Below are 12,758 nucleotides of genomic sequence, written 5' to 3'. Positions count from 1 at the left end.
TTCCGATGGTGAGGGGTCCCTTCGCTTAACCATACGCAGCCCGACCGGGAACGACTACCGGGCTCGGCTCCACTCCCACGAAGCCGGTCCGGTGAGGGGAACGCCTGCGCGCCCGTGCGGCCTGGTAAGTCGTTGGACACACACGGTATAAGCGAACCGCCGTCACGGGAATGCCATCGGACAAGAAATTTTCGCCTCATGGGCGCGAACCCCGGTCGAGCGGCCCGATATCTCCCGATCACACTGTGTCATTTCACGACATCGGAACCGGCGTTGTCCGATGTTCCTCAGAGGTCCCCGGTGTCTCCTTCAGGGCGTTCACGTTCCCTTCGCCCTTCTCGCCGACCCTCACTCTGAGTGAAGGAATCCAATAAGGCTCCGGCGGCCAGTGTGGCCGTCGTATCGCCCGAACGGACCCTGCTCTCCATGTCGGGGATGAGATCGGCCACGGTCGCGTCCCTCAGGAACGTGTCCATGAGCCGGTCTCGCACCTGATCCCACATCCAGTCCACGCCCTGGGCGCTGCGCCGCTCGGCCAGGGACCCGTCGCGTTCCAGCACCGCGCGGTGCTCGACCACCGTGTCCCACACCTCGTCCAACCCGTCCCCGGTCATACCGCTACAGGTCAGCACGGGAGGACGCCATTCGGGGTGGACCGGCCGCAGCAGCCGCAGGGCCCGGGAGAGTTCCCGGGCGGCCTTCCTCGCGTCGGCGGCGTGCGGACCGTCGGCCTTGTTCACCGCCACGACGTCCACCAGTTCCAGGACGCCCTTCTTGATGCCCTGGAGCTGGTCGCCGGTGCGGGCCAGTGTGAGGAAGAGGAAGCAGTCGACCATCGCCGCGACCGTGACCTCGGACTGGCCGACGCCGACGGTCTCCACCAGGATCACGTCGAACCCGGCCGCCTCCATCAGCAGCATGGTCTCCCGGGTCGCCCGGGCCACCCCTCCCAGAGTGCCCGCCGTGGGAGAGGGTCGGATGAAGGCGTTCGGATCCACCGCCAGGGCCGCCATACGCGTCTTGTCCCCGAGGATGCTCCCGCCCGTCCGGGTCGAGGAGGGATCGACCGCCAGCACCGCGACCCGGTGCCCTCTGGAGGTGAGCCGGGTGCCGAGCGCGTCGATGAAGGTGGACTTCCCGACCCCCGGGACCCCGGTGATCCCCACCCTCTGGGCCTTGCCGGTGTGCGGCAGCAACCGCACCAGGAGTTCCTGGGCGGCGCGCGCGTGGTCCGGCCTGCGCGACTCGACCAGGGTGATCGCCCTGGCCAGGGTCGGCCGGTGCCCGGACAGGACCCCCTCGGCCAGGGCGTCCACGTCCACCGAGCGCCTCCTGCGCGCCGTCACGCTCACTCCCCTTCCAGGTCCGGGTCCACCCGCTCCTCCAACTGGTCGAGCAGATCGATGGCGGCCTCGGCGATCACCGTACCGGGCGGGAAGATCGCCGCCGCCCCGGCCTCGCGCAGCTCGGCGAAGTCCCCGGGAGGGATCACCCCGCCCACCACGATCATGATGTCCTCCCTGCCCAGCCCGGCCAGCTCCTCGCGCAACGCGGGCACCAGTGTCAGGTGCCCCGCGGCCAGCGAGGACACCCCGACCACGTGCACGTCGGCCTCCACCGCCTGCGCCGCGACCTCGGCCGGGGTCTGGAAGAGCGGACCCACGTCGACGTCGAAGCCCAGGTCCGCGAACGCGGTCGCGATGACCTTCTGGCCCCGGTCGTGACCGTCCTGACCCATCTTCGCCACCAGGATGCGGGGGTTGCGCCCCTCCGCCTCGGCGAACTCCTCGACCCGGCGCGTCACCCGCTCCATCAGGTCGGCGGCGTTCTCGTTGCCCGCGGCCTCGTCCTTGTACACACCCTGGATGGTACGGATCTGACCGGAGTGACGGCCGAACACCCGCTCCATCGCGTCGGAGATCTCCCCGACCGTGGCCTTGGCCCGGGCCGCGTCGACGGCGGCCGCCAGCAGGTTGCCGGTCAGCGCCTCGTCGGTCCTGGACTCGCCCTCGGCGGCCCGGGTGAGGGCGTCCAGGGCCGAACGCACCCGTTCCTCGTCCCGTTCGGCGCGCAGACGGGCCAGCTTCTCCAACTGCTGGGCCCGCACACGGGAGTTGTCGACCTTGAGGACCTCGATCTCGTCGAGGCCGTCGGGACGGTACTTGTTGACCCCGATCACCGGCTGACGCCCCGAGTCGATCCGCGCCTGGGTACGGGCGGCGGCCTCCTCGATCCGCATCTTGGGCAGACCGGCGTCGATCGCCGCGGCCATACCGCCGGCCGCCTCCACCTCCTGGATGTGCGACCACGCCTTGGCCGCCAGGCTCCGGGTGAGGCTCTCCACGTAGTAGCTGCCGCCCCAAGGGTCGACGACACGGGTGGTGCCCGACTCCTGTTGCAACAGCAGCTGGGTGTTGCGGGCGATGCGGGCGGAGAAGTCGGTGGGCAGCGCCAGCGCCTCGTCGAGGGCGTTGGTGTGCAACGACTGGGTGTGCCCCTGGGTGGCGGCCATCGCCTCCACACAGGTGCGGGCCACGTTGTTGAACACGTCCTGGGCCGTCAGCGACCATCCCGAGGTCTGGGAGTGGGTGCGCAGGCTCAACGACTTGTCCTCGGCCGCGCCCAGGTCCCTGACCAGCCGCGCCCACAACAGGCGGGCGGCCCGCAGTTTGGCGACCTCCATGAAGAAGTTCATGCCGATCGCCCAGAAGAACGACAGGCGAGGCGCGAACACGTCCACGTCCAGCCCCGAACGCTGCCCGGCCCGGATGTACTCGACCCCGTCGGCCAGGGTGTAGGCCAGCTCCAGGTCGGCTGTGGCCCCGGCCTCCTGCATGTGGTAGCCGGAGATCGAGATGGAGTTGAAGCGCGGCATCCGCCGAGAGGTGTAGGCGAAGATGTCGGAGATGATCCGCATCGACGACTCGGGCGGATAGATGTAGGTGTTGCGGACCATGAACTCCTTGAGGATGTCGTTCTGGATGGTCCCCGACAGCTTCTCGGGGGGAACGCCCTGTTCCTCCGCCGCGACGATGTACAGGGCCAGAACCGGCAGCACGGCGCCGTTCATGGTCATGGACACGCTCATCCGGTCCAACGGGATGCCGTCGAACAACTGCCGCATGTCGTAGATGGAGTCGATGGCCACGCCCGCCATGCCGACGTCGCCGGCCACACGCGGGTGGTCGGAGTCGTAGCCCCGGTGGGTGGCCAGATCGAAGGCGACCGACAGCCCCTTCTGTCCGGCGGCCAGGTTGCGCCGGTAGAAGGCGTTGGACTCCTCCGCCGTGGAGAACCCGGCGTACTGGCGGATCGTCCAGGGCTGGTTGACGTACATGGTCGGATAGGGGCCGCGCAGGTAGGGCGGGATCCCCGGAAGACCGTCCACGAAGTCCAGCCCGGCCCGGTCGGCGGGTGTGTACAGCGGCTTGACCCCGATCCCTTCGGGGGTCTCCCACTCCAGGGCGTCGGCGGCCTTGCCGGTCGCCTCCTCCAATGCGCGTCGCCAGTCGGCCTCGCCCTTCTCGGCCGGGCCGGTGAAGGCGGGCGGGCGGGCCGGAACGTCGGAGAAGTCGGGGATCATGCGCTCTCCCCCTGTACGGAGTCGGTCGTGACGCTCGGCGGTTCGATGGTGAGGACGTCGAGCAGATCGGTGAGCAGGGCGACGGCGTCGCCGCCCTTGAACGCGAAGGAGTCCACGCCGGCCTCACGGTAGGCGTCGCGGGGCGCCCCGGCCAGGATCACCCGGCGGGCCCCCGCGCCCTTCAGGGCACGGGCGAGCGTCTCGGCGTGCTCGGCGTAGAGGGCGTCGGAGGAACAGATCACCACGACGCGGTGTCCGGAGTCGGCGAAGGCCGTCACCGCCGTGTCGGCGTTCTCCAGCGGTCCGGGCGTGGCGGCGGCGATCCCGCCGGCGGCCAGGAGGTTGGTGGCGAAGGAGGCCCGGGCGGTGTGCGCGGCCACCGGCCCCAGCGTGGCCAGGAAGGCGGTGGGCCGGCCCCCGGTCCGCTCCGTCCAGGCGTCGGAGCGGTCGCGCAGGGCCTCGTAGTCCCGGCCGCGGCGGCGCACCGGGAAACCGCCCGGAACCGGGGCCGGGGAGGCCACGGGGTCGGGGTCGCGTTCCAGCGGCGTCTCGTCCGGGTTCGGGAACTCGCTCAGACCGGTGAGCGGGGCGGCACGGGTCGCCAGGGCCTCACGACGGCGCTCCCACACCCGGTCCACCTCGGCGAGCAGGGTGCCGTCCACGATCGCCGAGGCGATGCCTCCGGCGCGTTCCAGGGTTCGGAAGAACTCCCAGCCGGTCCGGTAGAGGTCGGCGGTGAGCGACTCCACGTAGAAGGAGCCGCCCGCCGGGTCGATGACCCTGGCCAGGTGGGACTCCTCGATCAGCATCGACTGGGTGTTGCGGGCGATCCGGCGGGCGAAGTCGTCGGGGCGACCGACCGCCGAGTCGAAGGGCGCGACGGTGACCGCGTCGGCCCCGCCGACCCCGGCCGCGAAGCAGGCCACGGTGGCGCGGAGCATGTTCACGTGCGGGTCGCGGCGGGTGAGCATCGCCTCGGAGGTGGTGGCGTGCACACGCGTCCCCCGACGGTCGGCGGGCACGCCCGAGGCCTCCAGGATCTGGTTCCACATGGCGCGGACGGTGCGAAGCTTGGCGATGACGGAGAACTGGTCGGCGTCGGCGGCCAGCCGGAACTCGATCCGACCGGCGGCGTCGGCGACGTCGACCCCGGCTTCGACGAGCGCCCGCAGGTAGGCGGTGCCTGCGGCGACGGCCGCGCCGATCTCCTGGGAGACCGACCCGCCCGCGTTGTGCACCAGGGTGCCGTCGGCGACGAACAACCCCAGGTGGGCGAAGCGCGCGGCGTGTTCGGCGGCGAAACGGGCGGCGTCGGCGACCTCGGGGTGCTCCCCGGCCAGAGCCGCCGTCGAGAGCGGGTCCAGCCCCAGGTGGGAGATGACCCGACCGTCGGGCACACCGGCGTCGGCGTGGACGCCGAGCAGGGCCGTGGCCGCTTCCAGGGCCTGCGGGCCGGCGGCGCTCAGGACGACCGGGGCCAGGTCCAGGTGGACGTCGGTGAGGGCCTCGGCCAGGCCGGAGACCGGCAGCCCCGCTCCGCCCACGTGGATCCACAGGGATCCCACACCGTTCATCAGGTCGTCGTGCGCGCGACGGCGGAGCACGGCCGGGTCGGGGTCGGTGTGCCGGGCCCGGATGTCCCATCCCTCCAGGACCCCGCCGCCGGGCCGGTGACCGCGGGTGAAGGGGGCGATCCCGGGAAAGCCGGGATCGGCCGCCGGAGGAGAGGAGGTGTAGAGGGGTTCGATGTCGAACCCGTCCAGGGTGGGGGTGTTCAGCACCGACTCCGGGGTGTCGGCGAGCCGTTCCTCGGCCACCCCGCTCTTGCGCAGCACACCCGCGACGAGCTCGCGCCACCGCTCACGGGTGGCCGGGGCGAAGCCCTCCGCCGGGTCGAGGGCCTCGGCGGACCCGCTCTCTGGGACGTCCATACTTCGAGATGGTAGAGAATCGCGCTCGGTTCCGGTACGTCGGGGTGCGGCGTACGACACACGGGTGGGAGAAACGCGCCTCGTCGCGGGCGGCCTCGTCCCTCCCCGTACGCGAACGGCCCCGCTCTCGGGCGGGGCCGTCCATCGGTTCGGGGGTCGGTTCAGCCGCAGTTGGTGCCGGTGCGCACGACCCACGCGTCACCGACCACGCCGCCCCAGTCCACGCACCGGCCGGCGGCGCTCAGGTAGACCGGACCCGCGTAGGCGGTCCAGTTCCCCGGGTCGCTCTCCCAGGAGGTGCTGTCACTGGTCTTGAGCACCGCGTCCATGTTCATCGCGGCTCCGGAGGAGGAGCGCACCACGACGACGCAGTTCTTCCCGCTGGAGTTGTTGTAGGCGAGGTAGACCGTTCCACCGCTGATGTCGGCCTGGTTGACCACGCCGTAGCCGCTGCCGCACTCTCCCCCGTAGGAGGCCGCGGCGGCCGGGACGGCCTGGGCGAGGACGGCGACCAGGGCGATGGCGATCCCGCCGGAGGCCCGGCGGACAAAAGACTTCAACACTTCTCCTCCTACCAGGGCGGGGTGCCCGTGCCGCTGGTCTTGTGATGTTCCACGAGCCGGGTGATCGTGATGGTGCCGTCGGCGTTCTCGGTATAGGTGACCTCGGCGGAGATGGTGCGGCCGCCGGAGTTGACGTAGGAGGTCAACGCGGACGGGCTGGAGGAGACCGAACCGGCCTCCCCGTCCCCGATGGATCCGGCCTGCCCCTGACAGAAGCTCCACGCGCAGACCACCGTCGCGCCGTCGAGCGAGCCGTAGTGCCCGGAACCGCCCGAGGGCTGGAAGGCGACCACCTCGCCGCCCGAGGGGCGTTCACCGGAGGCGGAGACCCCGGATCCGACGGTGGCCATGGTGGTGACCGGTTCTCCGGCCTCTTCCTCGTCGTTCTCGTCGTCCTTCTCGTCGTCCTCGTCGGAGGCGTCGTCCGAGGGCTCGTCCGAGGGTGAGGCATCCTCCGAGGGTTCCGTGCCGACCGGCCCGGGGCGCCGGATCTCCTCGCCGGAGGCCTCCTCGGTCCCCTCGTCCTCCCCGGGCTCGTCCCCACCGGAGAACCAGGAGGCCATGGGGAGGGAGCCCCAGTTGGAGGCCAGGGCCACGCCGCCGAAGCCGAGTCCGGCGATGAGGGCCAGGGCGCCCACACCCGCACCGACGAAGGCCAGGACCCTGCCGGTGTTCCCTCCGCCTCGTGCCACGGCGAACTCGCGTTCGGGCGCGGTCTGGACGCCGTGCCAGTTGTCGTCGACCAGAGCGCCCATGGCGTTGCCCGCGGCGGCGGCCGAGGCCACCGGGGCGTAGGAACGGCCCGGGGCGCTCACCTCCACCATCGCGGTGACCAGTTCGAGGGCGGTGGGCCGTTGGGCCCCCTCCTTGACCATGGCCCGTGAGGCGAGGTCGGCGAGCGGACCGGTGAAGCCCTCCATGTCGGGCGCGCCGCTGATGACCCGATGGGCGATGGCGGCCGGGTCGCCGCTGCCGAAGGGGGGACGTCCGGTCGCCGCGTACGAGACCAGGGCTCCCCAGGCGAAGATGTCGTCGGCCGTGCTGACCGGGGCGCCCTGGTAGTGGTCGGGGCTGATCCAGCCGGGAGAGCCCATGATCGAACCGGTGCGTGTGAGCGCGGTCTGGTCGACCGCGCGGGCCACACCGAAGTCGAGGACACGGGGCCCCTCGGGCGACAGGACGATGTTGGCGGGCTTGAGGTCGCGGTGCGCGATGCCCACCTCGTGGATCTGGGAGAGGGCCTCGGCCACACCGGCGGCCAGACCGATCAGCAGACGTTCGTCGAGGGCGCCGTGCTTGCGCATGTAGGCGCTGAGGGTCATCCCCCGTACCAGCGGGGTGACCAGCCAGGGCCGTTCGGCCTCGGGGTCGGCGTCCAGCAGGGGCACGGCGCAGGCGCCGCTCACCTTGCCGAGCAGTTCGACCTCACGGGCGAAACGCGCTCGGAACTCGGGGTCGGAGGCGTACTCGGGATGGATGAGCTTGACCGCGACCAGCTCTCCCCCGTCCTTCCGCGCGGCGTAGACGACGCCCATGCCGCCGGAGCCCAGACGCTTGAGCGTCCGGTAGGGCCCGATCCTGGCCGGATCGGTGGAGGTGAGGTCGGTCGCGGTGACCGGAAGCGTGATGGCTGAGGGGGTCGGATTCACTGGGAAATGGTCCTGGTCGGCGTATAGGTGGGAAGGGCGAGACAGGCGGCATGCTCAGGCGCCCGCCGAGTACAGGGGGAGGAAGAGGGGGAGGAAGAGGGGGAAAGGGGGAGTAAGTGGATACTACTCCTCCCCCTCTCCGTCGAAGGGTCGTGGCGGTCAGGGCATCGGTACCCTCACCTGCTGAATGCGCCCGTCGCCCAGGTGCAGGTAGGCGGTTCCGGGCGTGAGGCGGGGGCTGGACACCCCCTTGGGCAGACGCAGCCCCAGGACCTCGCCGTCGGCCTGGCTCTGCGGGGACAGCAGGGCGCCGACCCGGTTGCGCTTGAGGTGCACGTGCCAGCCGTTGAAACCGCCCTGGAGCGCCTCGTTGGTGCCGGCGGCGACGATGCCCCACCCGGCGCCCACCATGCCCCGCGCGATCCGGGTGAACTCCTTGCCCAGATCGCTCTGGAGCAGGAGTTCGGCGTCGTCGATCATCACGACCGCCGTCTCGCCCTCGAAACTTCCGAGCGCCTCGTGGAGCTGGGAAAGTCGGGGTTCGGCGGCGTCGATGACCGCCCGGACACCGCGTCGGGTCCTCAGGTCCCCCAGTCGCGAACCGCGCGGGGTGACCAGCAACAGTTCCGTGCCGCCCTCCAGCAGGGACTCGGCCATCACGGTGAGCATGCTGGACCGCCCGGACTGGGGCGGACCGCTCACCAGGAAGGTGGGGATGCGCGACAGGTCCGCGGTGACCGCTCCGAGCTCGTTGCCACCGACACCGATCAGAGCGTGCAGCGGACGGGGCGGGGCGGAACGGAAGCGGGACATGTCCGCCATGGTGAGTCGGTCGGGAAGGACGTCGACCCGGAAGGGGCGCGGCCCGCCCTCGGGCCGGGGGCGCCTGGACACGAAGTCGGCGATCCGCCCCAGTTCGGCGCCCTGCGCGGCGCCCTGCGGGTTCCGGGTCAGCAGGGCGATCTGCACCTCCAGGGCGTCGGAGGCGCGGAAGGCGCGGCCGTCCGGGACCTCCTCCGGCAGGGAGCGGGCCTGGAGCCCGGCCGAGCTGTAGTCGCCGGCGTCGTTGCAGCGCAGGACCAGCAGGTCCTCGGTGGTGGAGGAGTACTTGGTGCGGGTCAGGAGGCGGTCTCCGGTGGCGACCACGTGCACGCCCACGCCGGCGCCGTCCCGCATCAGGGTGGTGACGTCCTCGACGAGGGCGCCGTAGTTGTACTCGCCGAAGGCCTGCTCGAAGGCGTCCAGCCGGTCGATGAACAGCACGATGTGAGCGGGACGCTCCGTCGCGGGCACCTTGGCCCGCAGCTCCTCCAGGTCGGCGCATCCGTGCGCCGCGAGGAGCTTCTGACGTCGGTCCAGCTCTTCGCCGAGCAGCCCCAGCAGACGCACCACCCGGTCGCCCTGGGTCCGCTGGGCGACCGCGCCGCAGTGGGGCAGCCGCTCCAGCGGCAGGAGCGCGCCGTTGCCGCAGTCCAGGCCGTACATGTGGACGTCGTCGGGATGGTGTCCCAGCGCCAGGGAGGCCGCGAGGGTGCGCAGGGTCTGGGAGCGGCCGGTCCGGCCCGACCCCATGACGTGCAGGTGTCCGGTCCGGGACAGGTCGAACGTGTAGGGCGTCTGCCGCTGCTGCGCGGGGATGTCCACGAGACCGACCGGGACCGGTCGGACCGTTCCGGGCTCGGGCGTGGGCGGACGTCCCCCCAGCAGCGCGGACAGGGTGAGCGTGGTGGGCAGCGCCTCCAACCAGGGGCTCGGCTGACGTCGGGCGCCGACCTGTTCGGCCGCCTCCTTCACGGCCGCCACCAGGGCGGTGAGGTCGGTGGACTCCACGTCGCCGCTCTCCTGGCCCTCGCGTACGGCGACCGGTGCCGGAAGGGCCAGGTCGGACCACTTCACCGCGTGGGCGATCGGGTCGGAGGCGTTCTCGACCGCGACGACCCGGCGACCGCCGACCCGTCCGGACTGGAACGGCAGGAGGGAGGCGTGTCCGAGCCTGGCGTAGGCGCGACCGGGTGTGTCGATCCCGATGTGGGCCGACTCCGGGGCGTCGATGACGTCACGGCTCTCGGTCTCGTCGGTCATCCGCAGGGCGATCCGCAGGTTGGTGTTGGCACGGATGTCGTTGGTGACCACACCGCCGGGGCGTTGGGTGGCCAGCACCAGGTGGATGCCGAGCGACCGGCCCCGCTGGGCGATGTTGACCAGGCCCTTGACGAAGTCCGGCAGTTCGCGCGCCATGGACGCGAACTCATCGATGACCAGCATCAGACGCGGCATCTGCGGCATGCTCGGGTCTCGGTCCAGGAGTTCGAGATAGTCCTCGATGTCCTTGGCCCCGGCCTTGGCCAGGATGTGCTCGCGGCGGTGGAGTTCGGCGCCGAGCGAGACCAGCGCGCGCCCCACCAGGTGGGTGTCGAGGTCGGTGACCATGCCGACGGTGTGCGGCAGGTCGACACAGTCCTTGAAGGCGCTGCCGCCCTTGTAGTCGACCAGGACGAACGACATCGACTCGGGCCGGTTGACCGCGGCGAGAGAGGCCACCAGGGTCTGGAGCAGCTCGGACTTACCGGAACCGGTGGTGCCCGCGATGAGCGCGTGGGGGCCGTCACGGCGGATGTCGACCGCGAAGGCGCCGTCCAGCCCCACACCGAGCGTGGCGACCGTGCTGCGACCACCGCTCACCCAGTGGGCGGCGATGGCCTCGCCGTTCGGGGGCTCCAGCCCGATCACGTCGAGCAGGCGGGCGCTGCGCGGCAACGCTCCCCCGGCCTCGCCCACGCTGCTGTCGCGCAGGGGCGCCAGCGCCCGGCCCAGCCGTTCCGCCCAGGCGGCGGAGGGAACGTCGGCGCGCACGTCCTCGACGTTGTCGAAGGAGGTACGGCGCAGGCGCATCCCGTGCGGGGTGATCCCGACGACGGCGCGGCATTCCTCGGGGAGCAGTCGCTCCTCCGCGTCCAGGCACAGAACGTAGATGCCCACCTCGGGGCCCTCTCGCAGCAACTGCACCACGCCGGGAAGGGAGCGGATCCGGCGGGCGCCGTCGAGCACGACCACGATCGCCGGTTCCTCGTCGGCCGCTCCGCGCGGCGCCTGGGCCCGGGCCTCCATGATCATCTGGAGTTCGGAGATCCGCCGGGCGCAGGTGGTGGCGTCGATACCGATCCTGCCCAGCGAGAGTCGGGGGTGTTCGCCGCGCAGATGCGGAAGGTAACGGGTCCAGCGCCACCGGTTGTGGTCGCCCTCCATCGACAGCAGGTAGAGCTGGAGCTCGGCCGGGCTGTGCAGGGTGACGAGCTGGGCGACCAGCCACCGTTCCAGGGCCTGGGCCCCCTCGCCGCTCCCGGCCACGCCCACGACGCCGTTGTCCTTGACCGAGACGCTGACCGGCACGTCCTTCATGTCCCAGGTGACCTCCTTGCGGTGGTCGTCCTTGGTGGGGTCCATGAGGACCACCTGGGAGGGGATGCTGCCGGTGCCCATCCTCAGCAGGGTGAAGTCCTCGTCGATCTGGCGGCGTTCCCACAGACGGGAGCGCGGCCCGGTCGCCAACAGGAGCACGGCGGCGGGGTCGGGGCAGGTGTCCCGCAACCGACGCTGCTCGGAGACGAGGGCGTCGCGGGCGTCCTTGGTGACCCGCTCCGTCTTCTCCTCGAACTCGCGCATCTGCCGGTCGTAGCGGGCCTTGCTGGTCTTGCGCTGCATGAGCTGCATGAACAGCACGGAGACCGGCGCGAGCAGCCCGATGAGCAGCATCTGCGGCCGGTTCATGATGAGCGCGCCGCCGACCGCCATCGTGATCGGCATCAGGATCATCATGATCAACTGGGCGATCGGCCGATCCGGCGGTTCGGGCGGGCTGGGCAGCTTGAACTTGGTCTTGCTGGGCGCCGGGTGCAGGCGGGGAGGACGGTTGTAGTCCAGGCCGGTGCCGTCCTCGGAGGGCACGATCGCGGCGTCGGGACGGTGGTTGGGCCAGACCTCGAAGAGGGTGCCGCCCAGGGTGAGCTGTTCGCCCTGCGGCCAGGCCGTGTCCGCCGCGACGTTCTCCCTCTCCAGCCGGACCCCGGAGCCGTCGCTCGTGCGCAGGATGGTGACGGTCCCGTCGGGGGCCACCCGGATCCGCGCCCAGTGGCCGTCGGCGTCGACGACCAGCACCGCGCTCTCGTGGTCGCCGATCACGTAGTCGCCCGGGTCGAGTCGGACCACGCGTCCGGCGTCGAACCCCGAGACCACCCTGATCTCGACGACGCCCGGCGGCTCCGCCTTGACCTCCGCCGGCCCGCCCACACCGATGACGGCGCCGTCGAGGATGCCGGCCTCGGACAGGGAGACGGCCGGATCGACCTTGCGCTCACCGACGTAGAGCGGGACCTCGCGGCCCGTCCTCGGCAGGGTACGGACCATGGGGTCCACGACCTCGATGAGCTGACGCACCGTCGCGCCGGGGTCGGCGTCGACGAGCATGTCCAGTCGCAGAGGCGATGAGGCGACGGGGCCGGAGCCGTCCGGACCGTCCACTGACGGACCGGTGGCCGGGGTCGCGGTGAAGAGGAGGCGCACGGTGGACTGTTTCCGATCGATCTACGGGCGGGGAAGGGTGCGGTGAAAACGGTCGGGGCGGTTCGGAGCGCTCCGAACCGCCCCCACACCCGACCGGGGGATCGGGCAGGGGGATGTGCGGTGCCGGCTAGCCCTTGAGGCCCTCGCCGAGCTTCTCGTCGGTCTCGCTGAAGGTGGTGCCGACCTGCTTGATGTACTTGGCGATGCCCTCCAGACCCTTGTTGACGTCCTCGAAGCCGCTGTTGAAGTCCTCGAAGAAGGGGCGGAAGTGCTTCTCGGCGGCGGGCGTGCTGTAGCCGTCCGAGATCAGGCCGTCGACCTTGTTCTTGATGCCCTGGAGTCGCTCGGTGAACTCGTTGAACTCCTGGGTGAGGGAGCCGGAGGTCTCCTCGGTCTTGTCGCTGTCGACGTTGTAGGCGGGCATGTGGGGCTCCTTGTGTTCTGCTCGGTGGCCGCGTCCGGCCGGGTTGTC

Annotated in this window: 7 protein-coding genes; all 7 read right to left on the bottom strand. The window is 71.2% G+C overall.

Going from position 1 to position 12,758, the window contains the following annotated elements:
- Positions 1-287 precede the first annotated feature (287 nt).
- The gene (meaB, locus tag TR33_RS18435) at positions 288-1,352 is read right to left on the bottom strand and encodes a methylmalonyl Co-A mutase-associated GTPase MeaB (RefSeq protein WP_026124721.1); all 1,065 of its coding nucleotides are present in this window, start codon (positions 1,350-1,352) and stop codon (positions 288-290) included.
- The gene (gene scpA / locus TR33_RS18430; protein WP_042284429.1) at positions 1,349-3,583 is read right to left on the bottom strand and encodes a methylmalonyl-CoA mutase; all 2,235 of its coding nucleotides are present in this window, start codon (positions 3,581-3,583) and stop codon (positions 1,349-1,351) included. Before scpA ends, meaB begins: the two co-directional genes overlap by 4 nt.
- The gene (locus tag TR33_RS18425; protein ID WP_042284426.1) at positions 3,580-5,514 is read right to left on the bottom strand and encodes a methylmalonyl-CoA mutase family protein; all 1,935 of its coding nucleotides are present in this window, start codon (positions 5,512-5,514) and stop codon (positions 3,580-3,582) included. Before TR33_RS18425 ends, scpA begins: the two co-directional genes overlap by 4 nt.
- Before the next feature lie 161 nt (positions 5,515-5,675).
- Complete coding sequence (locus TR33_RS18420; protein ID WP_014909074.1) at positions 5,676-6,074, bottom strand: hypothetical protein; 399 nt, start codon at positions 6,072-6,074, stop codon at positions 5,676-5,678.
- Positions 6,075-6,085: 11 nt separating this feature from the next.
- Positions 6,086-7,726 carry a serine/threonine-protein kinase gene (locus TR33_RS18415; protein WP_042284423.1) on the bottom strand — a complete coding sequence of 547 codons (1,641 nt, stop codon included), beginning with the start codon at positions 7,724-7,726 and terminating at the stop codon, positions 6,086-6,088.
- A 159-nt stretch (positions 7,727-7,885) separates the two neighbouring features.
- The gene (locus TR33_RS18410; RefSeq protein WP_042284420.1) at positions 7,886-12,286 is read right to left on the bottom strand and encodes a type VII secretion EssC family protein; all 4,401 of its coding nucleotides are present in this window, start codon (positions 12,284-12,286) and stop codon (positions 7,886-7,888) included.
- A gap of 127 nt (positions 12,287-12,413) precedes the next feature.
- Entirely contained in the window at positions 12,414-12,710 is a 297-nt protein-coding gene (locus tag TR33_RS18405; protein WP_014912563.1) for a WXG100 family type VII secretion target, read from the bottom strand.
- Positions 12,711-12,758 lie beyond the last annotated feature (48 nt).

Source organism: Nocardiopsis alba (assembly GCF_000710955.1).
Taxonomy (GTDB): Bacteria; Actinomycetota; Actinomycetes; order Streptosporangiales; family Streptosporangiaceae; genus Nocardiopsis; species Nocardiopsis alba.
Note: the sequence above shows the minus strand (reverse complement) of the source record. Positions and strands in the feature narration are given on the sequence as shown.